The organism is Sphingomonas sp. Leaf33 (assembly GCF_001421785.1).
Taxonomy (GTDB): Bacteria; Pseudomonadota; Alphaproteobacteria; order Sphingomonadales; family Sphingomonadaceae; genus Sphingomonas.
Map to the genome: position 1 here is coordinate 2,242,748 of NZ_LMLB01000001.1, position 25,236 is coordinate 2,267,983.

Genomic DNA, 25,236 nt, shown 5'->3' on the forward strand with positions numbered 1-25,236 from the left:
TGCTCGTCCCCGGTGAAACCTGCTGGCGGATCGAGCAGGCGACCCGCGCCACCGTCATCGTCGATGCCGACGCGTATTTCCGCACCGCGCGCAAGGCGATGACGGCGGCCCGGCACCAGATCCTGCTGATCGGCTGGGATTTCGATGCGCGCATCCGGCTGGGCGGACAGGACCCGCCCGAGGACGGCGGGCCGGAAACAGTCGGCGACTTCATCAGCTGGCTGGTCGAGCGTACGCCCGAGCTGAACGTCCATGTGCTGCGCTGGGATGTCGGCGCGCTGAAGACGCTGACGCGTGGATCGACGTTCCTGACCATCGTCGACTGGATGCGGCACCCGCAGATCCATACCAAACTCGACGGCCATCACCCGACCGGTGCGTCGCATCACCAGAAGATCGTGGTCATCGACGACTGCCTGGCGTTCTGCGGCGGGATCGACATGACTGCGGGTCGCTGGGACACGCGCGCCCACGCCGATGACGATGCGCTGCGCGTGTTGCCCGGTGGCGAACCCTACGACCCGTGGCACGACGCGACGACCGCCCTCCAGGGGCCGGTCGCCCGCGCGCTCGGCGAGCTCGCCCGCGAACGCTGGCAGCGCGCCGGCGGCGATCCGATCACGCCGCCACCGCCGCAGGACGGCTGCTGGCCCGATGGCCTGCCGGTCGATTTCACCGACATTCCCGTCGCCATCGCGCGCACCGAGCCCGAGATGGGCGAGGACGAGCCGCTGGTCCACGAGATCGAATCGCTCTACCTCGCCGCCATCGCGTCGGCGAAGCGTCATATCTATGCGGAAAGCCAGTATTTCGCCTCGCGCAAGGTCGCCGCGGCGATCGCGAAGCGGCTGGACGAGGCGGACGGCCCCGAAGTCGTCATCGTCAATCCGGAAAGCGCGGAAGGGTGGCTGGAGCCGCTGGCGATGGACACCGCACGCGCGCGGCTGGTCGAGGCCATCCGCCACCGCGACCGGCACGGCCGCTTCCGCCTGTATCACCCGTTCACCGCAGGCGGCACGCCGATCTACGTCCATGCCAAGGTTCTGATCGTCGACGGAGAACTGCTTCGCGTCGGATCGTCGAACTTCAACAACCGGTCGATGCGCCTTGACACCGAATGCGATGTCGCCATCGCCGCCGCCAGCGAGCGGACGGCGACGTGCATCGCCCGCATCCGCGACGGCCTGATCGCCGAACATCTGGACACGACGCCCGAGACGGTGGCCGAACGGATCGCGGACAGTGGATCGCTGATCGCCGCCATCGAAGGCCTGCGGGGCCCGGGTCGGACCCTGCGCGACTATGTCATCCCCGACCTGAACGATGCCGAGGAATGGATCGCCAAGACCGAAGTGCTGGACCCGGTCGATCCCGATGACCTGTTCGAGAACCTGACCGGCGGCGTGCTGTCGGCGCTGGTGAAAAAGGTCACCGGCCGCTGACAGACCGCCGGCGGGACAGGCGGGGTGGCGTGGTGCGCCACCCCCTATGTCCTCAAGCGGCGAACATTTCCGGCTCCAGTGCCATCACCGCGTCCGCTCCGCCCTCGATCTTGCGACGCAGCGCGCCAGCGTCGGGCAGGACGCGCTCGGCGTAGAAGCGCGCGGTCACCAGCTTCGCTTCCAGGAACTTCGCGTCGCCCTCGCCCGCCGCCAGCATCCGCGATGCGGCTTCGGCCATGCGCAGCCACATCAGGCCGACCGACACCAGGCCCATCAGCGTCATGTAGCTGTACGCACCGGCACCGACCGCATTCGGGTTCTGCATCCCGTTCGACATGAACCACATCGTTGCGGCCTGAAGCTCGCCCAGCGCCTTTTCCAGACGCCCGGCAAGCTCGGCGGTCTTCTCGTTGCCCTTGGCCGCGGCGCATTCCTGCGCCACCAGCTTGAAGAACGCCTGTACTGCGCGCCCGCCGTTCTGGGCGAGCTTGCGGCCGACCAGGTCCATCGCCTGCACGCCGTTGGTGCCTTCGTAGATCTGCGCGATGCGGGCGTCGCGGACAAACTGCTCCATGCCCCATTCGACGATGTAGCCGTGGCCGCCATAGACCTGCTGCGCGTTGGTCGCGATTTCGTAACCCCAGTCGGTGCCGACGCCCTTGATGACCGGGGTCAGCAGCCCGATCAGGTCGGCCGCCATCTGACGCTCGGCATCGTCCTCGGCCTTGTGCTCGAGATCGACCTGCAGGCCGCCCCACAGGCACAGCGCGCGCAGGCCTTCGACCTTGGCCTTGGCATCCATCAGGTTGCGGCGGACGTCGGGATGGACGAACAGCGTGTCGGCCTTTTCGCCCGGCTCGTTCGGACCGGTCAGCGCACGGCCCTGGCGGCGGTCCTTGGCGTATTGCACCGCGTTCTGAAACGCTACTTCGGCCAAACCGAGGCCCTGTAGGCCGACGCCCAGGCGCGCGGCGTTCATCATGATGAACATGGCGGCGAGGCCCTTCATCTCCTCGCCGACCAGCCAGCCCTTCGCGCCGTCATAGTTCATGACGCAGGTCGCGTTGCCGTGGATGCCCATCTTGTGCTCGATCGAGCCGCACGACACCGCGTTACGTGTCCCCAGCGACCCGTCGTCGTTCACCATGACCTTCGGCACGACGAACAGCGAAATCCCCTTCGAGCTGTCCGGAGCGCCCGGCGTCTTCGCCAGCACCAGGTGGATGATGTTGTCGGTCAGGTCATGCTCGCCAGCCGAGATGAAGATCTTGGTGCCAGTGATGCTGTAGCTGCCGTCTGCCTGCGGCTCGGCCTTGGTCTTGATGAGGCCGAGATCGGTGCCGCACTGCGGCTCGGTCAGGTTCATGGTGCCGCCCCATTCGCCGGACACCATCTTCGGCAGGTATTTTTCCTGCTGCTCCGGCGAGCCCTTCGCCACCAGCGCAGCGATCGCACCATGGGCGAGGCCCGGATACATCGCGAACGCCATGTTGGCCGAGATCAGATATTCCTGGAACGCGGTCGACACGACGTGCGGCATCCCCTGCCCACCGAACGCCTCCGGTGCGGCGAGCGTACCCCAGCCGCTCTCGACGAACTGCGCGTACGCCTGCTTGAAGCCGTCGGGCGTCGTCACCGATCCGTCAGCGTGGCGCGTGCAGCCCTGCTGGTCGCCCGACAGGTTCAGCGGGAACAGCACTTCGGCGACGAACCGCCCGCCCTCTTCCAGCACCGCATCGACCGTATCGGGCGTCGCTGCGGAGAAACCGGCGGAGTTGGTGTAGCGATCGAGCCCAACGACGGCATCGAGCACGAAGCGCGTGTCACGGACGGGGGGCGTATACTGGGGCATGGGCGTCCTCTCTCTAGCTTTTAGACTTGGTTAGGCTTGGAAACGGTGGTTTCGACGACATCGATAAAATCCTGCAGCTCGGCGATGGCCGCGTCGATGTCCTGCTTTTGGCGCGCGAGCACTGCAATGCGGTCGCGGCAGCGCTCCAGCGTCACCTGCCGCTGCACCTGCCGTCCGTCGCCGATGTCGTACAGGTCGATCATCTCGCGAATTTCGGCGAGCGAGAAGCCGACGCGCTTGCCGCGCAGGATCCAGGCCAGCCGCGCGCGATCGCGCTGCGAATAGATGCGCTGCAACCCGCGGCGCTCGGGCGCGATCAGCCCTTCATCCTCGTAGAAACGCAGCGCGCGGGCGGTCACATCGAACTCGCCCGACAGGTCGGAAATGGTGAAATGCTGGCGATCCCGTCGTTCCGGGATGGCCGCAAGCGCAATGGCTGGGGCGACGCTCGACATGACGCCTGGATTAGCTTCCCTTTACGTGAACGTCAACTGCCCGCACATGGCGCGCGCCCATCGGCATTTCGCATCGTCGCGGCCTCGGCGACCGACTCGCTCAACCGCTCGGCGTCGAGCGCGGCCAGCGTCCCGCTGCGAACGCACGCCGTCGCGCAGGCTTCGGGCAGCACGGCGGGAAAGGTGATGCGATCCCCATCGAACGCTGCATCGAAGTGGCAGTCGTTCCCCAGCCGGACCCGAAGCGCATCGCCCAATCGCGAAGCATCGCCCGCAGCGCTGCACCCCTGCCCTTCGCCGTAGTCCACTGTCGCACCGATGCGGTAACCGCCATCGCGACGCACGATGCACACCCGGTCGGTATCGCGTGCGTACAGCCCGACGATGTCGCGGTCGGCGGGATCGCGGACCAGCCCGCGCAGGATCGCCGCCGTCTCCAGATCGGGCGCGTCGGTCGCGCGGATCAGGGGGGCCTGGCGCGGACAACTCGCCAATGCCGCGATCAGCACAACCGGAACGATCAGCCGGGCGATCATCCGTCCGCGACCAGCCGACCGCCCTCGATCCGACGGTAGAAGCAGCTGCGGGCGCCGGTGTGACACGCGGGGCCGGCAGGTTCGACGCGCAGCCAGACGGCATCCTGGTCGCAGTCGATCCGCACCTCGACGACGCGCAGGACGTGGCCGGACGTCTCGCCCTTCTTCCACAAACGCCCCCGCGACCGCGACCAGAACGTCGCTTCTCCGCTGTCGAGCGTCGTCGCCAGTGCCTCGGCATTCATGTGGGCGACCATCAGCACCTCGCCGGTCGCGCTATCGGTCGCCACTGCGGTGATCAGGCCGGCGGCATCATATTTCGGGTCAAGCTCGGTGCCGGTTTCGCGCAGGTCGGTCATCCGCGCCTTTTACGGCGATCCCCCCGCAGTGCGCAATCAGGCGGCGTGCGCGCGCAACATCGGAGCGATCAGCGACAGATTGTGCCGGGCAAGGTGGCTGCCCCGCCCCGCCACGCTGCCCTCCAGCAACGGCTGCTCGCCGATCGCCAGACACCGCTCCCACGCGCCCTGCGCCAGCGGCAGCCATTCGCCGATCGCCTGCGCCGTATCGGCGACCGCACGATCGAGCATCAGATTGCCGAGAACGAAAAAGAAATCGGGCGAATGCTGCCAGTGCGCGAATTCGCGATCCGCCAGGGCGGTCGCTTCGTCGAAGCGGCGAGCGGCGGCCAGGCTGGAGATCGCGCCCAGCACCAGTTCGTGCCGCCAGTTGGCGTCCGCCGGCGTCCGGTCGAGCGCACGGGCATACCAGTCGTTTGCGGCGTCATATTCGCCCGCAACCTCTGCATCGCGGCCGAGCTGTTTCAGCAGATAACCGTCGTCCGGCCGCTCGGCGAGGGCGCGCAGCAGCAGCGGCCGGTTGCGCGCGCTCTTCGTCGCGATCCGGTCCGGCACATAGCCGTCATGGCCCAGTACGAGCGGGCAGCGCTCGCGGGCCAGGCCTGAGGCGACCTGCTCGTGGATGCGGCCCTCGAACCAGGTGCCGCGCGGGAGCAGGCGGCTGATCCAATTGCGGTGAAGAGTCTTGCCGGTCAGCAGGTTGTCGATTGCCACGACGCCGATGCGCGGGTCGCCGGAGCACCAGTCGCGCAGCCCCGCGCCGCCATCGGCGATCCACTCATCGGCATCGATCACCAGCGTCCAGTCGGCATCGGCGATGGACAGCGCGTGGTTACGGGCGGCGGCGAAGTCGTCGATCCAGTCGAACGTCGCAACCGTGGCGCCGCACGCCCGTCCGATCCCGGGAGTGGCATCGGTCGATCCGGTATCGACGGCGACCATGCGATCGACCCATGGCGCGACGCTGTCCAGGCAGCGTTTCAGGCATCGGGCTTCGTTGCGGACGATCAGGGCAGCGGCCAGGCTCGGGCGGGTCATGCAGCCTGTCTGCCACAGCAGGTATCACCGCCGCGTTAACCACGCTTGCATCATTCGTGCCCGCGAATCGCTTCGGCCAGTGCCTGCTTCGACATGCCGGACCGCCCCTCGATCCCGATCCGCTTTGCTTCCTCGTACAGATCGGCCTTCGTGCGATCTTCCAGGTGCGTGCTGTCATGCTTCAACGTGCCGGCCGCCTTGGCATTGGCGATCCGCGCAGCCTTTTCCTTCGACATGCCGTCGTCCAGCAAGTCCTCGTAAAGCTTGCCGTCCTTGATCTGCGGTCCGTGGTCCTTGGCCATGGTGTGATCTCCTTTGCCCACGCGAACGCGCAGGCGAGCGTTCGGGATGCGTGACAATGGGGCGACAAACGCGGGACGCGCCCCTATAGCGCCCCCGGACCGATCAGCCGTTCACAGCGAAGGCTCCCATGCTCACGACCCATCCGTTCGATGACGACAAGCTGCGCGAAGAGTGCGGCGTCTTTGGCGTATCCGGTGCGGAAGGGGCCGCTGCCCTTGTCGCGCTGGGCCTCCACGCGCTGCAACATCGTGGCCAGGAAGCCGCCGGCATCACCAGCTGGGACGGCCACCAGTTCCACACCCACCGTGCGATGGGTCATGTCGCGGGCAATTTCGACCGCGACGACGTGATCCGCGCACTGGCCGGCAACACCGCCTGCGGCCACGTGCGCTATTCGACGACCGGCGAGACATCGCTCCGCAACGTCCAGCCGCTGTACGCCGAGCTGGCGAGCGGCGGCTTCGCGGTCGCGCACAACGGCAACATCTCGAACGCGATGCGCCTGCGCCGCGACCTGATCCGGTCAGGGTCGATCTTCCAGTCGACCAGCGACACCGAGACGATCATCCACCTGGTCGCGACGTCGAGCTACCGCACGCTGATCGACAAGTTCATCGATGCGCTGAAGCAGCTGGAAGGCGCCTATTCGCTGATCTGCATGACGCCCGAAGGCATGATCGCGTGCCGCGACCCGCTCGGCATCCGCCCGCTCGTCATGGGCATGCTTGGCGACAGCGTGATCTTCGCCTCGGAGACAGTCGCACTCGACGTCGTCGGCGCTGAATTCCTGCGGTCGGTCGAGCCGGGCGAGCTGGTGATCGTGAAGGGTACCGAGATCAGCTCGCACCGCCCATTCGCTCCCCTGGCCGCGCGGCCCTGCATCTTCGAATGGGTCTATTTCTCGCGCCCCGATTCGATCGCCGACGACCATTCGGTCTATTCGGTGCGCAAGGCGATCGGTGCTCAGCTGGCGATCGAAGCGCCGGCGGATGCCGATCTGGTCATCCCGGTCCCCGATTCGGGTACGCCGGCCGCGATCGGCTACGCGCAGGAATCGGGCGTGCCGTTCGAACTCGGCATCATCCGCTCGCACTATGTCGGCCGCACATTCATCCAGCCGGGCGACAAGGTCCGGCACCTGGGCGTCAAGCTGAAGCACAACGCCAACCGCGCGCTCATCAAGGGCAAGAAGGTCGTGCTGATCGACGACTCGATCGTCCGCGGCACGACCAGCCTCAAGATCGTGCAGATGATGCGCGAGGCGGGCGCCGCCGAAGTTCATATGCGCATCGCGTCGCCGCCGACACGGCATTCCTGCTTCTACGGCGTCGATACGCCCGAACGCTCGAAGCTGCTGGCCGCAACCCACGACCTGGAGGCGATGCGGACGTACATCCAGGCCGACAGCCTCGCCTTCGTGACCATCGATGGCCTGTACAAGGCTCTCGGCAGCGATGGTCGGCCGCGCGTCAAGCCGGGCTTCTGCGATGCCTGCTTCACCGGCGACTATCCGACGACGCTGACCGACCAGGACGAAAGCGGCACGCCCGTCGACCAGTTTGCCCTGCTCGAAGAGCGGGTTGGCTGAGCCACTTCATACGGACCGAGAACTTATGACCGACACCAATCTCGCCGGCCGGCTGGCACTCGTCACCGGGGCCAGCCGCGGGATCGGCGCCGCGACCGCGCTCGCGCTGGGCAACGCGGGCGCGCACGTCATCCTGACCGCGCGGACGCCGGGCGGGCTGGAGGCGGTTGAGGACGCGATCCACCAGGCCGGTGGCCATGCGACGATCGCGCCGCTCGACCTCAGCGAAAGCGACGGCATCCCGCGGCTGGCGGCAGCGATCGGCGAGCGCTGGGACGCGCTCGACATCCTGGTGCTGAATGCCGCGCAGCTGGGCTCGCTGTCGCCGGTGTCGGCATTCGACCCGAAGGAACTCGCCAAGACGCTGACGCTCAACATCAGTGCGCAGGCCGCGCTGATCGGATCCTTCGATCCGATGCTGCGGCGCTCGCCCCATGGCCGGGTGATCGGCCTGACCTCCAGCGTCGCCCGCACCGCGCGCGCATACTGGGGCATGTACGGCGCGTCCAAGGCGGCGTTCGAGAACCTGCTGCTAAGCTATGCCGAGGAAGTGAAGGCGCTGAGCAAGACCCGCGTCGCGATCGTCGATCCCGGTGCCACGCGCACCAAGATGCGCGCACGGGCCTATCCCGGCGAAGACCCCGCCAGCGTCAAGGCGCCGGACGTGGTGGCCGAACGCATCCTCGCCCTGCTGGGCGAGGACTATGAGACGGGGACGTTCATTCGGGTCTGAAAGCCGCTAAATCCGTCATCCCCGCTTCGCAGGAATGACGGCTCCGGGCTACTTGGCCGCCGCCTCGATCAGCTTCGCCTGAAACCCCGCCCGTGCCGCCGACAGGTCCGCGCCCGTCGCCCTGGGCCACGCGCCGACCATGGCGATCACGATCCGTCGCGCCGGATCGACCAGGATCGACTGACCGAAAATCCCCTGCGCGCCAACGCGCCCCTCGGGGTACGTCCACCATTGGTATCCGTATCCATAGCCCGGCCGCCCGGTCTGCGCCTTGGCGGCGGTGGCTTGCGCGAACCAGCTCGCCGGCACGATCCCGCGACCGCCCTCCAGCGCCAGTTGCCCCATCCGCGCATAGTCGCGTAAGCTGACCGACAAGCAGCATCCGCTGACCTCCTTGCCGGTCTGGTCGATCATCCAGACGGCTTCGGCCTCCATGCCGTACGGTTTCCAGACCTTTTCGCTCAGATAGTCGGCGAGCGGCTTCTTCGTCGCGTTGCGGACGAGGACGCCGATCAGGTTGGTTTCGCCGGTCTTGTACACCCACTTCGTCCCCGGCGCGGTTTCGCGCGGCAGGGTGCGCATGTAGGCGACGGTCGGGTCCTGACCCGCCGGCACGTCACGCGTGAACATCCGCGCGACGTCGGAATTGGGGTCGGTGTAATCCTCGTTCCAGCGCACGCCCGACGTCATCGTCAGCAACTGCGCGATCGTCACGCCATCATAGCCGCTGCCGGCGAGGTCCGGGATGTAGCGCGTCACCGGTTCATCGACCGATTTGATGTAGCCGTCGCGGATCGCGGCGCCGACCAGGGTCGATGTGAACGACTTGGCGACCGAGAAGCTGGTCCAGCGCCCCTCGCGCGTCAGCCCGCGGGCGTAGCGTTCCAGCCGGACCTTGCCGTCCTGTACGACGATCAGCCCGGCGACGTTGTTCGCGGCGATGAAGGCATCGACGTCCGCCGCGGCGATCGGCAGCGGCGTCCCCTCGGGCAACGGGCGGATGCGGCGGCCGGTCCTGACAGTGTGGACGGGGAACACGCGCTCCATGTGCGGGAAGTTCGCGTCGCGCTGCGCCTGCGACCAGAACAGCACCGCGGCGCCGACCTGTTGCAGCTTGGCGACCTCGCCCGCTGACGGGGTTGCAGCAACCTTCGGCGCGGGCTGATGCGCACAAGCCGCCAGCGCCAGCGCGCCCGCCATCACCCAGGTCTTCATGCCCCCTCCTTCACCAGTGTCACCTGCAGCACGTCGATCCCGTTACCGCGGAACCCACCTTCGCAGTACATCAGATAATAACGCCACAAGTCCACGAAATCCCGCCCGAATTCCGGCGGTAGCTTGCCCGCAGCATACGCCGCGTCGAACCGGTCGCGCCACATCTTCAGCGTGTCGGCATAGTCGATCCCAAAGGCGTGACGGTCGTGCCAGCGGAGCCCTTCGCGTTCGGCGATCGCGCGGAATTCGCTTTCGCAGATCAGCAGTCCGCCGGGAAAGACGTATTGCTGGATGAAGTCGACGTTGCCGGCGTAAGCCTCGAAGATCGCGTCGTCGATCGTGATGAGCTGGATCGCCGCACGACCGCCGGGCTTCAGCACGCGGGCGATGACGCGCAGGTACTCGCGCCAGTATTCGCGGCCCACCGCCTCGACCATCTCGATGCTAGCGACCGCGTCATAGGTGCCGGTGACCGCGCGGTAATCGGTCAGCGTGAAGCGCGCGCCATCGGGCACGCGCGCCGCAGCATAGTCGCGCTGCTCGGTCGACAGCGTGATGCCGTGGACCTGCCGCCCGCCGGCGACTGCGATTTCCGCAAACGACCCCCATCCGCATCCGATTTCCAGGATCGTATCACCCGCCGTCGCCCCCGTCCGTGCCAGAACGGCGGCGAGCTTGGCCGTTTGCGCCGCCTCCAGCGTCATCCCGTTCTGCGGGAACAGCGCGCTGGAATAGGTCATGCTCGCATCGAGCCACGGCGCGTAGAAATCATTCCCCAAGTCGTAGTGATAGGCGATATTCCGCCGCGCCTGAGCGGGGTCGTTGCGCCGCAGCCAGTGCCGCAGCCGCCGAAGCCCGCGCGACCACGCCGCGGCGCGGGCGGTGGTGCCGAGCGCGGCGCGATTGCGCATGAACAGGTCGAACAGCGGAACGGGATCGGGGCTCGCCCAGTCACCCGCCGCCCACGCCTCGTACCAGCCGGCCGAGCCGCCGGTCGCCAGACGCCACAACGCGCGCCAACTACGCACATGGACGATCGGCTCGGGCCCCGGCGCGCGGCCACCTAGCCGGCGCCGGGTGCCATCGGGCAGCGTTGCCTCGATCGCCCCTGCGGCCAGCCCGCGATCGACGCGGTCGAGCACACGACGCGCGACCGCGGCAAAGATATAGCCGGCGGTGGTCCCCCGCCCCCCGGCCGCCTTGCGCCCGCGATTGTCGTGCCGTGTCCCGTGCATCCGCGCGGCCATAACGCCCCTTACGCGCCGGGCAAGATCAGCGCGCCGCGCGCCCCGCCTCCAGCGCACGCTCGCGCGCTTCACGATGACCGATCAACGGCTTGGGATAGGCATCCAGCCGGCACCCCGCGGTTTCGGGATCGTGAATCACCGTGTCTGGCAGCTTGGCGAGTTCGGGCACCCATTCGCGGATGTAGCCGGCGGCATCGAACTTCTCCGACTGCACCAGCGGCGCCATGATCCGGCCCCACATATTCGAATCGACGCCGGTACCCGCGACCCATTGCCAGTTGACCGCATTGTTGCCGAAATCGGCATCGACCAGGCAATCCCAGAACCACCGCTCGCCCTCGCGCCAGTCGATCAACAGGTGCTTGATGAGGAAACTAGCAGCGATCATCCGGACGCGGTTGTGCATCCACCCGGTGGTCCAGAGCTGGCGCATCCCGGCGTCGACGATCGGATACCCCGTCCGCCCCTGCTGCCACGCCTCCAGGTCCTTGGGCGAGCGGCGCCATTTCAGCTTGTCGAACTTTTCGCGACCATTGGCATCGGCATAGTCCGGCCGGTCGATGATGACGCCGTGCGTGAAGTCGCGCCACGCCAGTTCCTTGTGGAAGGTCAGCGCCGCCTTGCCGCCACCGACCAATGCCCAGGCATCACGCGGCGAGATCTCGCCCATGTGCAGATGCGGCGACAGGCGCGAGCTGCCGTCGATCGACGGCAGGTTGCGGTCGGTGTCGTAGGCCGCGACGCGGTCGGCAAAGGCCTTGGCGGTCTTGCGCGCGGCATCTTCGCCCGGCGTCCAGACGTCGAACCCACCCGACCAGTCGGGCTTGGTCGGCAGCAACGACCAGCGGGCGAGCGTATCCGATTTCGGCCATTTCGCCGGCACCGGAATTGATCGCGGTATCGGCAGCGGCGTGTCGGGCGGCATCCGCGTCGCCAGCGCCTTCCAGAACGACGAATATATTTTGAACAACCCGCCCGATCCGGTCGTCACTTCCTCGACCGGCGTCAAGTGATTGCCGTCATGCAAACACAGCCGGTCGCCCAGCGCGTCCTCGGCCTTGCGCCACCACGGCTCGTAATGGCGCAAGGCGTGGATACGACTTGCACCGGTTTCCTCGCATAATTTGTGAAGTTCCCTGATCGCATCGCCGCGCCGCAGGATCAGCCGCGACCCCTTTTCCTTCAGCGCCGCACCGAACGCATCGAGCGTATGATGCAGCCACCAGCGCTGCGCGCCGCCGATAGCCCAGTCGCCGGGCGCGGCGTCGTCCAGGATGTAGACCGGGATGACCGGGCCTTCGTGCGCGGCGGCAACCAGCGCGGGTTGATCGTGGAGGCGAAGGTCCTGGCGCAGCCAGAGGATCACGGGATCGGACATCGCGACACGATACGCGCTTGTAGATGCGATCGTTCCGGCTGCGGCACCGCGAACGTGGCGTGTCGATGCGCCGAGGCGTTGTCATGACAGTGTCACAGGATTTGCGCGTTCCGGACGCTTGCTGCATTAAGCGCCATGGTAACCCTTCCCACCGACTCCTCGAAGTTGAACCGCATCCAGCAGAATTGGTTGGCGGCGCGGGAGCGGCGAATCCTGACGTGGCTTTGCGCGCGGATGCCCGCGTCGGTGACGCCCGATCGGCTGACGGCGCTCGGCATGGTCGGCGCAGCGATGGTCTTCGCGGGTTACGTCGCCAGCAATCTGGGATCGAACTGGCTGCTGCTGTCGCTTGCCGGCTACGTCATCCAGTGGTTTGGGGATTCGATGGACGGCAGCCTGGCGCGCTTCCGCCGGATCGAACGGCCGTCCTACGGCTACTTCATCGATCACAGCTGCGATGGTCTCGCCAATTTGCTGATCGTCGGCGGCATCGGACTGTCGCCGTTCGTGACGATGGACGTCGCGATGGTCGCGCTGGCCGGCTATTTCCTGATGTCGATGCACGCGTTCCTGTCGGCGCGCGTCATCGGCGAATTGCGGCTTTCCTATCTCGCCGCCGGGCCGACCGAACTGCGCCTGTTCCTGATGGGCCTGACCGGAGCGATGATGATCGTCGGGCCGGATCGCGACGTGATCGGCAATATCTCCGGCTTCGACCTGATCGTCGGCGCGATCGGCGCGATCCTGATCGTGCTGTTCATCGTCCAGACGCTCTCGGTCGCGCGTCAGCTGCTCGCGCGCGGCGAAGGTCGGGACTGACGGATCAGTCGGCCCACTGCGCCAGGTCGGGCGTCGCACCGATCAGCGCCAACCCGTGGGAGATCGAGGTCAGCTCGTTCCCCGCCTCGATCCGATCGTCACCGAAGCGCCGTTCGAACAGCGCGCGAATCGCCGGGATCAGTGACGATCCCCCGGTCAGGAACACGCGGTCAATCGCGTCCGTACCCAGCCCCGCCTTGGTGAGCGCCACATCCAGCGTCGCCTCGATCCGCACCAGTTCGGGCGCGATCCAGCTTTCGAAATCGCTGCGACGAATATCGGCGGCGATCTCCACGCCGCCCCCTTCGAACCGGAATTCGGCATGGGTCTCGCTCGACAGCGCGCGCTTCACCCGCCCGACCGCGTCGTACAGCGGAAAGCCCTGCTCATGCTCGACCAGCGAGATCAGCCGGCCGATGGCGGCGGGATCGACCGCGTCGCGCTGCAGCTTGCGCAAGCCCTCCAGCGTGCGGCGGTTTCGCATCAGCGCCAGGCGCGACCAGTCGGCGAAGTCATTGAAATAGCCGCCGGGGATCTCGAGCAGCTTGCCGAACGAGCGATAACTGCCGCCCTTGCCGAGTAACGGCAGCACCAGCTGGCTGACGATGCGCTGGTCGAACCGGTCGCCGGCGATACCGACCCCGGCCGCCGCCAGCGGCGTGCAGCGGCGTGTCGTGCCCGGTTCGGCTACTCGGACGATCGAGAAGTCGGTCGTCCCGCCGCCGAAATCTGCGATCAGGATCGTCGCGGGATCGCTCAGCCGCTCGGCATAGCTGTAGGCGGCACCCAGCGGTTCGTAGACATAGTGAAGGTCGACCCCGAACTCGCGCAGCATCAGGTCGTAGCGTTGCCGGGCCAGCCTCGGATCGGCCCGCGCACCGGCATATTCGACCGGCCGCCCGACGACGACGCGGCGTGGCCGGTCGTCCAGCCGGCCACCGGCGTGGCGGACCACGGATTGCAGGAACAGCCGGCCGAGATCCTCGAACCGGAACGGCGTGTTGAAGATCAGCGCGCGGTCGAACGACGGGCTGGCGGCGACCGTCTTGAACGACTGGATGAAGCGACTGTCGAGCGGCGACGACAGATATTCGGCGATCGCCCACGGCCCGGCATCATGCGCCACGCCGTTCCAGCCGCGCTCCTCTTCCCAGAAGCACAATGCCGAGCGGAAGATTTCGCCGGTAGCCTCCGCCCCGTCGAATGCGATCAGGTCGGACCCGCCCTGCCCGTCGCCCAGCGCGACGACGGTGTTGGTCGTCCCGAAATCCAGCCCGAGCGCCGGCTCGCCCGTCAATGCGCTCACACGACGCCTCCATCAAAGGGGCGCGGGCTATGACACGGCGGGCGCGTCCGTCCAATCCTCCGGCGACGGTTCGCTTCAGTTCAGCCGAACCCAGGTCGTGGATTTGCAGAACAGTCCGCCGAGCACGCAGCCTTTGCCGATCAGCGTGTCGTCGGGCATCACGCGCAGCCTGCCCGAGAACGTCCGGCCCATCGTCGGCACATAGACGCGGCCGGTATAGCCGCCGTCGCCGGTCGGGCGGAATTCGCGAAAGATCTGCGTCCCCTCCAGCCGGTTGGTGCCCTTGTCGCGCGCCGACGCCTGCGCCTTCGGGCTGGCCCAGATGATCGTCCCGCACACGGCATCGCCGCACGGATAGGCGCGGATGTGGACGGTGTTCTTCATGTTGCGCCATTCGCCGTTGATCGTCTGTCCCTGTGCGGGCGGCGTCGCGGCAGCCGCCAGGGCCGCCGTCGCCAGCACGACGGCCGACACAGCGCGCAGGCAACCGCGCATGAGCTGATTTCCGATATTCATCATCCGATGATGTGGGCAGCGAAGCCGACCAAAAAAGGGCGGGCCGCGGCGGGAATGTGACGGGTGGGTGTACTCAAGGGTTGCGAGCGTCGCCACGGCTGCGGTCGCGGATGGCGCGGAACTCCGATCCCGGCTTCCACTGCGGCCACGCACCACCCCGGGCAAGATCACTGCCGATCCGCCCGACCAGCGCGATGTCCTGCATCGCCCCGTCCAGGTTCCAGTCCGGGCTCCAGTCATCGCACGCCTGATGGTAGCATTGCCCGGTATACGCATCGATCCACGCCTGCCCGGCCTTCGTGCCGCCCTGTTTCAGGTCGGACGCGCCGGCGATGCCCATCAGCAGCAGCACCGGCACGCCGCGTTTCGCGAAGCTGAAATGGTCGGCGCGATAGAACAGACCGCGCTCGGGCAGGCTTTCGGGCGTCACCCGCCGGCCCTGCGTGGCGGCGACGCGCGCCATGTTGTCCTCCAGCGTGTTCTGCCCCTTGCCGACCAGCACCACGTCGTTGGCGGCTCCCGCGGTCTGGAGGATGTCGAGCGTCAGGTTGGCGACGGTCTTCGCCATCGGATAGACCGGGTTGGTCGCGTAATATTCGGAGCCGAGCAGCCCGCGCTCCTCCGCGGTCCAGGCGGCGAAGACGACGCTGCGCTGCGGCTTCGGTCCGGCCACCATCCCGCGCGCGATCTCGAACATGCCGGCGATGCCCAGCGCGTCGTCGTTGGCCCCGGCGCGATAGATGCGGCCCTGCCCGTCGGGCTTGCCCTTGCCGTACGCATCCCAATGTGCGCCGAACATCACGATTTCGTCGGCTTTCGTCGTGCCGGGGATGCGGGCGAGGACGTTGCGGCTGGTCAGCACCTCGTGACTGACCGGCACGTCCGCCGTCAGGCGCACGCCGGCCAAGTCCACCGGCCGGAAGTCCGGCCGCCTTGCGGCAGCCTTCAGCGTATCGAGATCCTGTCCGGCCGACGCGAACAGCCGGCGCGCTGCGGCGTCGGCGATCCAGCCCTGCAACCGCACGCTGGTCAGCGCGTCGGGCTTGCGCTCGATGTCGTAATTCTCACCGCCGGGGCTGACGACGACGTTCCAGCCATAGCCCGCGCCCGTGGTGTCGTGGACGATCAGCGCGCCGACCGCGCCCTGCCGCGCCGCCTCCTCGAACTTGTAGGTCCAGCGGCCGTAATAGGTCATCGTGCGGTCGCCGAACTTGCCCGCCGCAGGTTCACCGGGCCTGGCCTCGAAATCGGGGTCGTTGACCAGGAAGACGACCACCTTGCCCTTCAGGTCCACACCCTTGAAATCGTCCCACTGCCGCTCAGGCGCCTTCACGCCGTAACCGACGAACACGACCGGCGCGTCGACGACCGCGCGGTCGTCGGGGCGGATCGTCGAGAGATAGACGTCGGTGCCGAGTTGGAGCGGGACGTCGCCCTTGCCGGTAACAGCAAGTCTGGCGGGCGTCCCGAGCTTCGTGTGGAGCAGCGGCACGCGCTGGACCCACTGGCCGTCGGGGCCGGCGGGCTGGAGGCCCAATTGCTCGAACCGCGCGATCAGGTAGCCGATCGTCCGTTCCTCGCCCGCGGTGCCGGGCGCGCGGCCCTCGAAGGTGTCCGAGGCAAGCGTGCGCACCGTCTGGGTGATGCGCGCGGCGGTATCGTCCTGCGCAGCAGCGGGGGCGGTGGAGGCGAGCAGCGCGGCGGCGAGCGAGAAGAAGCGGGTCATCCCAAGGGGTTTAAGGCCCCCGCTCCGACACACAAGCGGCTGTGCTCCCGCGAAGGCGGTAGCCCAGTGGAGGTTATGACAGCGGCGGAAATATGACCGGCCCGCTATGCATCCGCTCCAGCGCGATGCCGGCAAGGTTTTGCGCGCGGCGGGTGTAGCGCAGCCGGACGCGCCCCGGCTTATCCATGATCCGAAACGCCTCCGCCAGCGGCCGATAGGCCAACGGCACCCGCACCGCCCCGGTCGCCTGCGCGATCACCGCCGCGGCGTCGCCCAGCAGCACCGCATTCTCGACGCCAAGGTCGACCGCCAAGCGAACCGCGCACATTAGCGCTTGCCATTCGGCCTCCATGCTCGTTCCGGGCCCCAGCCCCTGGTCAACATGCATCCGCCCGCCGACGACGACCGCCAGTTCCATCCCCGCCGGACGCAGGCCGCCGTCGAAGAAGATCTTGGTCACGCCGCCACGATGCTGCGTGCCACCGCCTCGGCCGTCTTGATGCCGTCGACTGCCGCCGACAGGATGCCGCCGGCATAGCCCGCGCCCTCGCCCGCCGGGAACAATCCGCGAGTGTTCAGGCTGTGGCCGTCCTCGCCGCGGGTGAAGCGCACCGGAGACGACGTGCGTGTCTCGACACCGGTCATCACGACGTCGGGGTGGTCGTAGCCGGCGATCTGGCGACCGAAGACCGGGATCGCCTCGCGCATCGCCTGGACCGCGAAGTCGGGGAGCACGTCGGCCAGATCGGTCGGGGTCACGCCCGGGCGATAGGACGGGACGACCGACCCCAGCGACGTCGACGCGCGGCCGGCCAGGAAATCACCCACCCGCTGCGCCGGTGCGTGATAGTTGGAACCGCCGGCGACGAACGCCCGCTCCTCCAGCGCGCGTTGCAACTTGATGCCGGCCAGTGCGTCGCCGGGATAGTCGCGGGCCGGATCGATCGCGACCACGAAGCCCGAGTTCGCGTTGCGCTCGTTGCGCGAATATTGGCTCATGCCGTTGGTCGCGACGCGGCCTTCCTCCGACGTCGCAGCGACCACCGTGCCGCCCGGGCACATGCAGAAGCTGTAGACCGTGCGCCCGCTCTTGCAGTGGTGCGAGATGTGGTATTCGGCCGCCCCCAGGATCGGGTTGCCGGCATCCTGCCCGAAGCGCGCACGGTCGATCCACGACTGCGGGTGTTCGATGCGGACGCCGATCGAAAACGGCTTGGCCTCGGCGAAGACGCCGGCTGCCTGCAATATCTCGAACGTGTCGCGCGCGCTGTGGCCGATGGCGAGGACGACGTGGTCCGCCTCCAGATACGATCCGTCGTGCAGGTGCAGCCCGCAGACGTGCCGCTCGCCCGCGCCATCGGTCTGGATATCGACGCCGTCGACCCGCGTGCCGAAGCGATACTCGCCGCCCAGGTCCTCGATCTGCGCGCGCATACTCTCGACCATCGTGACCAGTCGGAAGGTTCCGATGTGCGGATGCGCCTCGGTCAGGATCTCGGGCGGTGCGCCCGCCTTCACGAATTCGGTCAGGACCTTGCGGTTCAGGTGTCGCGGGTCCTTGATCCGGCTGTAGAGCTTGCCGTCGGAAAAGGTGCCCGCCCCCCCTTCGCCGTACTGGACGTTCGATTCGGGGTTCAGGATGCTTTTGCGCCAGAGCCCCCAAGTGTCCTTGGTGCGTTCGCGCACCACCTTGCCGCGTTCCAGGATGATCGGGCGGAAGCCGGCCTGCGCCAGGATCAGTGCCGCGAACAGTCCGCAGGGACCTGCGCCGATCACGACCGGTCGGCGAACGCCCGGCGGGGCGACGACCACGGGCTTGTAATTCGTGTTCGGGGTCAGTCCGATGTCGCGGTCGCGCTTGAACCGGGCCAGCACTGCGCCTTCGTTCTTCACCGCGACGTCGACGGCGTAGACCAGCGCGATGTTCGCCTTGTCGCGCGCATCGTTGCCGCGGCGGGCGACCGAAAAACGGATCAGTTCGCGCGGGGTGATGCGCAGCCGCTTGCAGATCGCGGCGGCCAGCGCCTCCTCGGCATGATGGAGCGGCAGTTTCAGGTCTGTGATGCGGATCATCTCGCGGAGGCCTCTACCGCAGGACGCCGCGCCCTGCCACCGCTTGCCGTTCCGTTCCCCCTCAATTATATACCGGGCGTTATGGAAACACTTGCCCCTGCCCCGGTGAAAGGTCGCCCGCGCGAATTCTGCACCGATCGTGCGCTGGCGGCCGCGCTCGGCGTCTTCTGGTCGAAGGGCTATGAAGCCGCGTCGATGGCCGACCTGACCGAGGCAATGGGTATCACCAAGCCCAGCCTGTATGCCGCGTTCGGCAACAAGGAAGCGCTCTTTACCAAGGCGCTCGACCTCTACGAGGCCGAGAAGATGGCCTATGTCCGCGCGGCGCTCGACCAGCCGAGCGCGCGCGGCGTCGCCGAACATATCCTGCGCGGCGCGGTCGACGCGCAGACGAACTGCGATGGGCCGAAGGGCTGCATGGGGGTCATCAGCGCGACCGCCTGCGGTGCCGAGGCCGAATCGATCCGCGCAGAGGTCATCAAGCGCCGCTGCTCGTCGCAGGCTGCGATCGTCGCGCGATTCGAGCAGGCCCGGCGCGATGGCGACCTGCCCGACCACATCGATGTCGCCGGGCTGACCAACTACCTCTTCGCCCTGCTCCAGGGCATGGCCGTGCAGGCCGGATCGGGCGCATCGCGCGAGGATCTGCAACGGATCGTCGACACCAGCCTGATGGTCTGGCCGACACGCTGAAAAAATCTCTACCGGGCGGTACAAAAGTCGTTGACGACCCGAAATCGTCTTTATATACCGATCAGTATAGAAGACGCCGCCGATCAACGGTGACCCGGCTTTCGAGAGGTAGCCGCAATGCCCGACCGCCCCGCCCCCAGGATGCGCGCCCCGTAACCGGCACACATTCGTCAGCGTAGAATTTTCGCACTGCCCGCCCGGTCGCCCGCGATTCGGAAAAGCGCCGTGCCCTGCCGTAACAAACACGCGCCAGCCCCAAGCGTCCGTGACCGATGGATCGTGGACGGCGCGCAAGGATCGAGGAGACAACCCATGGCCTATGTCGATTTTTCCAGCGAACTGATGCCCGCCACCGCCGCCGTCGCCCCGCGCGCCGACCCGACGCCGGCGACCGAGCGGCTGACCGCGCTCGAATGGTCGGTGGTGGCGCTCGCCCGCCGCGACCGGCTGTCGTCGCTGGCCGCGCCGGGACCGGTGTCGATCGCGCTCGGCAAGGTGTTCGGCACCCGTCGCCACAACCCGCACCTGGCCGACCCGAAGCTGGAGGCGCTGCGTCGTCTCTCAGTGCTGACCTGGCACCGTGGCTTCGCGATCCCCGGGTTCGAAGTGACAGCGTTCCTGAACGCCGGCTTCTCGCCCGCGCAATATGAAGCGCTGACCGCCAGCATCGGCGTGGCGCGCGACGGGCGGGCGGTTCGCGGGTAAGCTACCCGCTTACCCTCACGTCGTTCACCCTTGCCTGTCGCCCCCCCGCGCCGGTAACGCTGGCCGCATGATCCTGCTGGTCGAAGACGATCCCGCGCTGCGTGTCCTGACCGCGCGGGCGCTGAAGGAGAACGGGTTCGACGTCCGTCCCTGCTCGGCCGCGCCCGAGATGTTGCTGGCGATGGAGGAGGGCGATGTCGAACTCGTCATCCTCGATATCATGCTGCCGGGCACCAGCGGGCTCGATCTCTGCCGCCGCATCCGCCGCGACAGCGACGTGCCGATCATCTTCATCAGCGCCAAGGGCAGCGAGATGGACCGCGTGGTCGGGCTGGAACTCGGCGCCGACGACTACATCTCCAAACCTTTCGGCACGCGCGAGCTGGTCGCCCGCGTGCGCGCGGTCCTCCGCCGCTTCGAATCCGACAGCGGCGGCAGCGCGTCGCGCGGGCTGTACCGCTTCGACGGCTGGGTCGCCGACACGCCGCGCCACGAACTGCGCAGCCCCAGCGGCGCGGTGGTCGAGCTGACCGGCGCCGAGTTCGACCTGCTGACGACCCTGCTCGACCACGCCGGCCGCGTCATCGCGCGCGAACGGCTGCTGGAACTCAGCCGCACGCGCCAGGCCGATGCCACCGACCGCAGCATCGACGTGCTCATCAGCCGCCTGCGCCGCAAGCTGTCGACCGCGGACAAGCCCGCGCCGATCGTCACGGTGCGCGGGGTCGGCTATATGCTGAGCGTGCCCGTGGAGCGCGAGTGAGCCGGCGGCTGCGCCTGATCCCGCAGGGCATCATCGCCCGGCTGGTCGCGATCCTGCTCGTCACGCTGGTCGTCGAATTCGCCGTCAGCACCGCGATCTACGAACAGGCCAGCGAGTTCGCGGTGCGCGAGGACGAGGCGCGGCGACTGGCCGAGCATCTGGTCATTGCCCGGCGACTGGTCGCCGAACAACCGCGCGAGCGTCGGCACGAGATGGCCGACGAACTGACGACCGAGCGCTACTTCGTCCGCTGGAGCGCCGTCGCCCCCGTCCTGCCCGGTGCCGGCGACAATCCGGAGCGGATGCGCGAACAGATCGTGACGTGGGAACCGACGCTCGCGCGCACCGGACTGCGCGCGCAGACGCTGCCACGCGCCGGGTCGACGATCGCGGTCGGCTCGCTGCGTCTGCCCGACGGCGACTGGCTGTTCTTCCGAACCATCGAACCGCTCCAGACGACGGGCGCGACCTACAGCCGGATCGTGTCGAGCATGGTTACGCTGATCGTGCTGATGGTGCTGGGCGGGCTGTTCATCCGCCAGACGCTGAAGCCCGTGCGCGTCCTGACCGACGCCGTCGAACGCTTTGGTCCCGGTCTCGACCAGCAAGGCACGGTGCCCGAACTGCCCAAGGGCGGCAGCGGCGACGTGCAGCGGCTGGTCGATGCGTTCGATGCGATGCAGGCCCGTATCCGCCGGCTGATCGACGAACGCACGCGCGCGCTCGCCGCCGTCAGCCACGACCTGCGCACCCCGCTCGCCCGCCTCCGCCTGCGGGTCGAGGCGGTCGACGATGCCGATCTGCGCCGCGAGGTGGAATCGGACCTGGAAGGGATGGAGGCGATGGTCACGTCGCTGCTCGCCTTCCTGGGCGGCGACGGTGAGCCGGAAAAACGCCGCCTGATCGATCTTGCCGTGCTGTGCGCCAGCATCGTCGACGACGCCAACGACCACGGCCACGACATCGATTACGATGGCCCCGCGCACCTGGAACTCTGGGTCCGACCGCTCGGTATCCGCCGCGCGGTGGTCAACCTGGTCGAGAATGCGGTGCGCTACGGCAGCGAGGCGGGACTGGAACTGACGGTGGACGGCGACAGCGTCACCGTCTGCGTCACCGACAACGGCCCCGGCATCCCCGAGGAATCGATGATGCTGGTCCGCGAACCGTTCGTCCGGCTGGACCACGCCCGCCAGCGCGACACCAACGGCTTCGGCCTCGGCCTGTCGATCGTCGAGCGCGCGGTCGCCGATGAAGGCGGCGTGTTCACGCTGACCAACCGGGACAGCGGCGGCCTGGCGGCCATGATCCGCCTGCCGATGCGGGCGGCTGATTAGGGATCGGCTCGAGCGAACACCCAGCCCGACAAACTTTCACGAGCAACACTTCGTTACAGTGACGAGCAGGTACGGAAAGATCGCTGCCGCTACATCCTCGGTCAACCCCGGCGCTTTGTGCGCTTCAGTTTCGAGGATGACACCATGCCGCAGACCAATGACGTGATTGGCCGTGTTTTCGGGTTCGAGAACGACGTGTTCGCAAACGAAGCCGGCCTGTACGGCAAGCTCGCGCACGAGGGTCAGGCGCCCAAGGTCCTGATGATCTCGTGCTCGGATTCACGCATCGTGCCCGAGCAGATCATGCAGGCGAAGCCCGGCGAGCTCTTCGTCATCCGCAACGCCGGCAACATCGTGCCCCCGTTCGCACAGCAGAACGGCGGCGTGACCGCGACGATCGAATACGCCGTCGCAGCGCTCGGCGTCACCGATGTCGTCATCTGCGGCCATTCGGGCTGCGGCGCGATGGGCGCGCTGACCAATCCCGAGGGTCTCGATGCGCTGCCGAGCGTCAAGGCCTGGCTGAAGCACAGCCATGCCGCCAAATCGGTCGTCGACCACAGCTATCCCGATCTCGACGGGCAGGCCGCGATCCGCGCCGCCAGCCTGGAGAACGTCGTGGTCCAGTTGCAGCACCTGCGCACGCATCCCGCCGTCGCCAGCCGCATCGCCAAGGGCGAACTGACGCTGCACGGCTGGTTCGTCGACATCCACAGCGGCAGCATCCTGGCGCTCGACGGGACCGAGGGCCGCTTCAAGCCGGTCCGCGACGGCGACGACCTGCCCGTCGCACTGTCGCCCGCCCGCCGGCTCGCAGCCGACTTCGTCGAGACCGACGAACCCGTCGCTGCCTAACCCTTCCCTCGCCTGAAGCGGCCGTTCCCACGCCTTCCCCCATACCCCGGGCGCGGCCGCTTCTTTTTTTCTTCAGGGATAGTTCATGAACAAAATCCTGCCGTTCGCCGGCTGGAAACAGGATGTGCCCGCGTCGATCGTCGTCGCGCTGGTCGCCCTTCCCTTGTGTCTCGGTGTCGCGCTCGCTTCGGGCGCGCCGCTGTTTTCCGGGCTGATCGCGGGCATCGTCGGCGGGATCGTCGTCGGCGTCCTATCGAAGTCTCCCCTGTCGGTCAGCGGCCCGGCTGCGGGCCTGACCACGATCGTCTTCGCCGCGATCGAAAGCCTGCCGACGTTCGAGGCGTTCCTGCTCGCGGTGGTGCTGGCCGGCGCCATGCAGATGATATTTTCGCTGTCGCGCGGCGGTGTGCTCGCCGAATTCGTGCCCTCGTCGGTCATCACGGGAATGCTCGCGGCGATCGGCCTGATCCTGATCCTGAAGCAGATCCCGCACGCGATCGGCTATGACGGCGCCCCCGAAGGCGACTTCAAGTTCAACCAGGGCGACGGCATGAACACGATCTCGACCGTGTTCTACAGCGTCGCCAACCAGCTAACCGCCGGCGCGGTCATCATCTCTGCCGTCGCGATCGCGTTCCTGTTCTGGTGGGAAGCCAACAAGCCCAAGGACGGCCCGTTCAAGCTTGTTCCCGGACCGCTGGTCGTGGTCGTCGGCGCCGTCGCGCTGAACGCGCTGTTCGGCGCGCTGTCGCCCGGCCTGCAATTGCAAGAGAGCCACTTGGTCCAGGTACCGATCGCCGATGGCCTGGGCGGCTTCGTAAAGCTGTTCACCCTCCCGGACTTCGGCCAGATCGGCAACGGCACGGTGTGGACCGTCGCCCTGACCCTCGCCATCGTCGCCAGCCTGGAATCGCTGCTGAGCGTGAAGGCGGTCGACGAACTCGACAGCAAGCGCCGCACCACCGACAAGAACCGCGAGCTGTTCGCGCAGGGCGGCGGCAACATGGTGTCAGGCCTGATCGGCGGCCTGCCGGTCACCTCGGTCATCGTGCGATCGTCGGCGAACGTCGATGCGGGCGCCAACAGCAAGCTGTCGACGATCCTGCACGGCACCTGGCTGCTGCTGTCGGTGCTGCTGATCCCGTTCCTGCTGAACCTGATCCCGCTCGCCGCGCTGGCCGCCGTGCTGATCCAGACCGGGTACAAGCTGACCAAGCCGTCGCTCTACACCAAGCGCTGGAAGCAGGGCGTGACGCAGTTCGTGCCGTTCGTCGCGACCGTCGCCGCGATCCTGTTCACCGACCTGCTGATCGGTATCGCGATTGGTCTGGCGATCGGCTTCGTGTTCGTCGTCGCCCGCAATTTCCGCACCGCCCTCGTCACGGTCGACGATGGACAGGGCAACGTGATGATCGCGGCGCGGCGCAACCTGTACTTCATGCACAAGTACGAGCTGCAAAAGTGCCTGAACGCGGTGCCCGAGGGCTCCAGCCTGCTGATCGACCTGTCGGCGACGTCCTATGTCGATCTCGACAATATCGACGTCATCAACGCGTTCGTCCGCGGTGCCGAATTCAAGAACATCCGCGTCATGGTGCGCGGCGACATCGCTGAACGAAGCGCGCCGCTCATCAACGCGCCGCGCCGGGAGCTCGTACATATATGAACGACGAATCGCTGCTGCTGCTGGCCAACAAGGCCTGGGCGACTCAGCTGAAGGACGAGCGGCCGGACTATTTCGAACGGCACGCCGCCGAGCAGAACCCGAATTTCCTGTGGATCGGCTGTTCCGACAGCCGGGTCGCGCCGGACCAGATCACCAACTCGCCGCCGGGCGTGATGTCGATCCACCGCAACGTCGCGAACCAGGTTCACGAGGACGACGACAACCTGATGGCGGTACTCCAGGTCGCGCTGGAGAAGACCAAGGTCAGCCACATCATCATCTGCGGCCACGACGGCTGCGGCGGCGTGGCGCACGGGATGCACCAGGACGCGACCGGCGCGGTTGCGCACTGGGTGCGCGACGTCGGCGATCTGTACGACCGGCACCGCACCGAAGTTCATGGCCTCGACGCACGCGAGCGGATCAATCGCATGGTCGAGCTGAATGTCCGCGAACAGGTCGATCGCCTGACCCGCCTGCCGCTGGTCCGTGCCGCGTTCGAGCGCGGCCAGCCCCTGACCATCCACGGCTGGATCTACGGCCTGGCCGACGGGCTGATCCGCCCGGTACTGAGCGTGACGGCGGACGACGTGGTGGAGACAAACGCGGCCTGACCGCCCTCTCGGCCCGA

General features: G+C 67.4%; 25 protein-coding genes. 11 read left to right on the forward strand and 14 right to left on the reverse strand.

Annotation, left to right across the window (positions count from 1 at the left end; genetic code table 11):
* The first annotated feature begins 98 nt into the window (after positions 1-98).
* On the forward strand, positions 99-1,442 hold the full coding sequence (locus tag ASE86_RS11015; RefSeq protein WP_235524090.1) for a phospholipase D-like domain-containing protein: 1,344 nt from the start codon (positions 99-101) through the stop codon (positions 1,440-1,442).
* A 52-nt stretch (positions 1,443-1,494) separates the two neighbouring features.
* Here ASE86_RS11015 and ASE86_RS11020 read toward each other — a convergent pair whose 3' ends face one another.
* The 6 genes from ASE86_RS11020 to ASE86_RS11045 are packed head-to-tail and all read right to left on the reverse strand — an operon-like array spanning position 1,495 to position 5,984.
* The gene (locus tag ASE86_RS11020) at positions 1,495-3,294 is read right to left on the reverse strand and encodes an acyl-CoA dehydrogenase C-terminal domain-containing protein (RefSeq protein WP_056425901.1); all 1,800 of its coding nucleotides are present in this window, start codon (positions 3,292-3,294) and stop codon (positions 1,495-1,497) included.
* Between the two features lie 20 nt (positions 3,295-3,314).
* Positions 3,315-3,749 carry a MerR family transcriptional regulator gene (locus ASE86_RS11025; RefSeq protein ID WP_056425904.1) on the reverse strand — a complete coding sequence of 145 codons (435 nt, stop codon included), beginning with the start codon at positions 3,747-3,749 and terminating at the stop codon, positions 3,315-3,317.
* Between the two features lie 32 nt (positions 3,750-3,781).
* A complete protein-coding gene (locus tag ASE86_RS11030; RefSeq protein WP_056425910.1) occupies positions 3,782-4,285 on the reverse strand; it encodes a hypothetical protein in 504 nt (167 codons plus the stop codon).
* A complete protein-coding gene (gene hisI, locus ASE86_RS11035) occupies positions 4,282-4,644 on the reverse strand; it encodes a phosphoribosyl-AMP cyclohydrolase (protein ID WP_056425913.1) in 363 nt (120 codons plus the stop codon). Before hisI ends, ASE86_RS11030 begins: the two co-directional genes overlap by 4 nt.
* 36 nt (positions 4,645-4,680) lie before the next feature.
* Positions 4,681-5,682, reverse strand: coding sequence for a glycosyltransferase family 2 protein (locus tag ASE86_RS11040; protein WP_056425917.1), 1,002 nt, complete (start codon positions 5,680-5,682; stop codon positions 4,681-4,683).
* Positions 5,683-5,732: 50 nt separating this feature from the next.
* Complete coding sequence (locus tag ASE86_RS11045) at positions 5,733-5,984, reverse strand: Rho termination factor N-terminal domain-containing protein (protein ID WP_056425920.1); 252 nt, start codon at positions 5,982-5,984, stop codon at positions 5,733-5,735.
* Between the two features lie 128 nt (positions 5,985-6,112).
* On the opposite strand from ASE86_RS11045, the gene purF reads away from it, so the two are divergent.
* Positions 6,113-7,573, forward strand: a complete 1,461-nt coding sequence (gene purF, locus ASE86_RS11050) for an amidophosphoribosyltransferase (RefSeq protein WP_056425923.1) — start codon at positions 6,113-6,115, stop codon at positions 7,571-7,573.
* A 25-nt stretch (positions 7,574-7,598) separates the two neighbouring features.
* A complete protein-coding gene (locus ASE86_RS11055) occupies positions 7,599-8,306 on the forward strand; it encodes an SDR family NAD(P)-dependent oxidoreductase (protein ID WP_056425926.1) in 708 nt (235 codons plus the stop codon).
* Positions 8,307-8,354: 48 nt separating this feature from the next.
* Here the strand turns inward: ASE86_RS11055 and ASE86_RS11060 are convergent, their stop codons facing one another.
* From ASE86_RS11060 to ASE86_RS11070, 3 genes are read right to left on the reverse strand one after another with little or no spacing between them, the layout of a single operon-like run.
* Entirely contained in the window at positions 8,355-9,521 is a 1,167-nt protein-coding gene (locus tag ASE86_RS11060) for a serine hydrolase domain-containing protein (protein WP_056425929.1), read from the reverse strand.
* Positions 9,518-10,768, reverse strand: a complete 1,251-nt coding sequence (locus ASE86_RS11065; protein ID WP_235524047.1) for an SAM-dependent methyltransferase — start codon at positions 10,766-10,768, stop codon at positions 9,518-9,520. Before ASE86_RS11065 ends, ASE86_RS11060 begins: the two co-directional genes overlap by 4 nt.
* A gap of 25 nt (positions 10,769-10,793) precedes the next feature.
* Positions 10,794-12,146: a cryptochrome/photolyase family protein gene (locus ASE86_RS11070; protein WP_056425931.1), complete on the reverse strand. Its 1,353-nt coding sequence runs from the start codon at positions 12,144-12,146 to the stop codon at positions 10,794-10,796.
* A 135-nt stretch (positions 12,147-12,281) separates the two neighbouring features.
* On the opposite strand from ASE86_RS11070, the gene ASE86_RS11075 reads away from it, so the two are divergent.
* The gene (locus tag ASE86_RS11075; protein WP_200911505.1) at positions 12,282-12,965 is read left to right on the forward strand and encodes a CDP-alcohol phosphatidyltransferase family protein; all 684 of its coding nucleotides are present in this window, start codon (positions 12,282-12,284) and stop codon (positions 12,963-12,965) included.
* 4 nt (positions 12,966-12,969) lie between these two features.
* Here ASE86_RS11075 and ASE86_RS11080 read toward each other — a convergent pair whose 3' ends face one another.
* The 5 genes from ASE86_RS11080 to ASE86_RS11100 all read right to left on the reverse strand — a co-directional run bounded on the left by ASE86_RS11080 (position 12,970) and on the right by ASE86_RS11100 (position 18,586).
* Positions 12,970-14,271, reverse strand: coding sequence for an Hsp70 family protein (locus ASE86_RS11080; RefSeq protein WP_082441792.1), 1,302 nt, complete (start codon positions 14,269-14,271; stop codon positions 12,970-12,972).
* A 75-nt stretch (positions 14,272-14,346) separates the two neighbouring features.
* On the reverse strand, positions 14,347-14,766 hold the full coding sequence (locus ASE86_RS11085; protein WP_056427058.1) for a DUF2147 domain-containing protein: 420 nt from the start codon (positions 14,764-14,766) through the stop codon (positions 14,347-14,349).
* A gap of 94 nt (positions 14,767-14,860) precedes the next feature.
* Positions 14,861-16,513 (reverse strand): M28 family metallopeptidase, encoded by a 1,653-nt coding sequence (locus ASE86_RS11090; RefSeq protein WP_056425940.1) that lies wholly within the window; start codon positions 16,511-16,513, stop codon positions 14,861-14,863.
* Between the two features lie 73 nt (positions 16,514-16,586).
* Positions 16,587-16,973, reverse strand: a complete 387-nt coding sequence (locus tag ASE86_RS11095; protein WP_235524048.1) for a reverse transcriptase-like protein — start codon at positions 16,971-16,973, stop codon at positions 16,587-16,589.
* Positions 16,970-18,586, reverse strand: coding sequence for an NAD(P)/FAD-dependent oxidoreductase (locus tag ASE86_RS11100; protein WP_056425943.1), 1,617 nt, complete (start codon positions 18,584-18,586; stop codon positions 16,970-16,972). The genes ASE86_RS11095 and ASE86_RS11100 overlap by 4 nt, the downstream gene beginning before the upstream one ends.
* An 81-nt stretch (positions 18,587-18,667) precedes the next feature.
* Between ASE86_RS11100 and ASE86_RS11105 the strand changes: the two genes are divergently transcribed.
* The 7 genes from ASE86_RS11105 to ASE86_RS11135 all read left to right on the forward strand — a co-directional run bounded on the left by ASE86_RS11105 (position 18,668) and on the right by ASE86_RS11135 (position 25,219).
* Positions 18,668-19,279 carry a TetR/AcrR family transcriptional regulator gene (locus ASE86_RS11105; protein ID WP_056425946.1) on the forward strand — a complete coding sequence of 204 codons (612 nt, stop codon included), beginning with the start codon at positions 18,668-18,670 and terminating at the stop codon, positions 19,277-19,279.
* Between the two features lie 312 nt (positions 19,280-19,591).
* Positions 19,592-19,984, forward strand: a complete 393-nt coding sequence (locus tag ASE86_RS11110) for a hypothetical protein (protein ID WP_056425949.1) — start codon at positions 19,592-19,594, stop codon at positions 19,982-19,984.
* 67 nt (positions 19,985-20,051) lie between these two features.
* Positions 20,052-20,747, forward strand: coding sequence for a response regulator transcription factor (locus ASE86_RS11115; protein ID WP_056425952.1), 696 nt, complete (start codon positions 20,052-20,054; stop codon positions 20,745-20,747).
* The gene (locus tag ASE86_RS11120; protein ID WP_056425955.1) at positions 20,744-22,084 is read left to right on the forward strand and encodes an ATP-binding protein; all 1,341 of its coding nucleotides are present in this window, start codon (positions 20,744-20,746) and stop codon (positions 22,082-22,084) included. The genes ASE86_RS11115 and ASE86_RS11120 overlap by 4 nt, the downstream gene beginning before the upstream one ends.
* 144 nt (positions 22,085-22,228) lie before the next feature.
* On the forward strand, positions 22,229-22,939 hold the full coding sequence (locus tag ASE86_RS11125; protein ID WP_056427064.1) for a carbonic anhydrase: 711 nt from the start codon (positions 22,229-22,231) through the stop codon (positions 22,937-22,939).
* 85 nt (positions 22,940-23,024) lie between these two features.
* Entirely contained in the window at positions 23,025-24,605 is a 1,581-nt protein-coding gene (locus ASE86_RS11130; RefSeq protein ID WP_056425958.1) for a SulP family inorganic anion transporter, read from the forward strand.
* Positions 24,602-25,219 carry a carbonic anhydrase gene (locus ASE86_RS11135; RefSeq protein WP_056425961.1) on the forward strand — a complete coding sequence of 206 codons (618 nt, stop codon included), beginning with the start codon at positions 24,602-24,604 and terminating at the stop codon, positions 25,217-25,219. Before ASE86_RS11130 ends, ASE86_RS11135 begins: the two co-directional genes overlap by 4 nt.
* Positions 25,220-25,236: the final 17 nt, after the last annotated feature.

Bases quoted from the DNA above. Each gene is read 5' to 3' on its own strand.
- ASE86_RS11015 (WP_235524090.1), top strand. From the start codon at position 99: ATGACGGCGGCCCGGCACCAGATCCTGCTGATCGGCTGGGATTTCGAT.
- ASE86_RS11020 (WP_056425901.1), bottom strand. From the start codon at position 3,294: ATGCCCCAGTATACGCCCCCCGTCCGTGACACGCGCTTCGTGCTCGAT.
- ASE86_RS11025 (WP_056425904.1), bottom strand. From the start codon at position 3,749: ATGTCGAGCGTCGCCCCAGCCATTGCGCTTGCGGCCATCCCGGAACGA.
- ASE86_RS11030 (WP_056425910.1), bottom strand. From the start codon at position 4,285: ATGATCGCCCGGCTGATCGTTCCGGTTGTGCTGATCGCGGCATTGGCG.
- hisI (WP_056425913.1), bottom strand. From the start codon at position 4,644: ATGACCGACCTGCGCGAAACCGGCACCGAGCTTGACCCGAAATATGAT.
- ASE86_RS11040 (WP_056425917.1), bottom strand. From the start codon at position 5,682: ATGACCCGCCCGAGCCTGGCCGCTGCCCTGATCGTCCGCAACGAAGCC.
- ASE86_RS11045 (WP_056425920.1), bottom strand. From the start codon at position 5,984: ATGGCCAAGGACCACGGACCGCAGATCAAGGACGGCAAGCTTTACGAG.
- purF (WP_056425923.1), top strand. From the start codon at position 6,113: ATGCTCACGACCCATCCGTTCGATGACGACAAGCTGCGCGAAGAGTGC.
- ASE86_RS11055 (WP_056425926.1), top strand. From the start codon at position 7,599: ATGACCGACACCAATCTCGCCGGCCGGCTGGCACTCGTCACCGGGGCC.
- ASE86_RS11060 (WP_056425929.1), bottom strand. From the start codon at position 9,521: ATGAAGACCTGGGTGATGGCGGGCGCGCTGGCGCTGGCGGCTTGTGCG.
- ASE86_RS11065 (WP_235524047.1), bottom strand. From the start codon at position 10,768: ATGGCCGCGCGGATGCACGGGACACGGCACGACAATCGCGGGCGCAAG.
- ASE86_RS11070 (WP_056425931.1), bottom strand. From the start codon at position 12,146: ATGTCCGATCCCGTGATCCTCTGGCTGCGCCAGGACCTTCGCCTCCAC.
- ASE86_RS11075 (WP_200911505.1), top strand. From the start codon at position 12,282: ATGGTAACCCTTCCCACCGACTCCTCGAAGTTGAACCGCATCCAGCAG.
- ASE86_RS11085 (WP_056427058.1), bottom strand. From the start codon at position 14,766: ATGCGCGGTTGCCTGCGCGCTGTGTCGGCCGTCGTGCTGGCGACGGCG.
- ASE86_RS11090 (WP_056425940.1), bottom strand. From the start codon at position 16,513: ATGACCCGCTTCTTCTCGCTCGCCGCCGCGCTGCTCGCCTCCACCGCC.
- ASE86_RS11100 (WP_056425943.1), bottom strand. From the start codon at position 18,586: ATGATCCGCATCACAGACCTGAAACTGCCGCTCCATCATGCCGAGGAG.
- ASE86_RS11105 (WP_056425946.1), top strand. From the start codon at position 18,668: ATGGAAACACTTGCCCCTGCCCCGGTGAAAGGTCGCCCGCGCGAATTC.
- ASE86_RS11110 (WP_056425949.1), top strand. From the start codon at position 19,592: ATGGCCTATGTCGATTTTTCCAGCGAACTGATGCCCGCCACCGCCGCC.
- ASE86_RS11115 (WP_056425952.1), top strand. From the start codon at position 20,052: ATGATCCTGCTGGTCGAAGACGATCCCGCGCTGCGTGTCCTGACCGCG.
- ASE86_RS11125 (WP_056427064.1), top strand. From the start codon at position 22,229: ATGCCGCAGACCAATGACGTGATTGGCCGTGTTTTCGGGTTCGAGAAC.
- ASE86_RS11130 (WP_056425958.1), top strand. From the start codon at position 23,025: ATGAACAAAATCCTGCCGTTCGCCGGCTGGAAACAGGATGTGCCCGCG.
- ASE86_RS11135 (WP_056425961.1), top strand. From the start codon at position 24,602: ATGAACGACGAATCGCTGCTGCTGCTGGCCAACAAGGCCTGGGCGACT.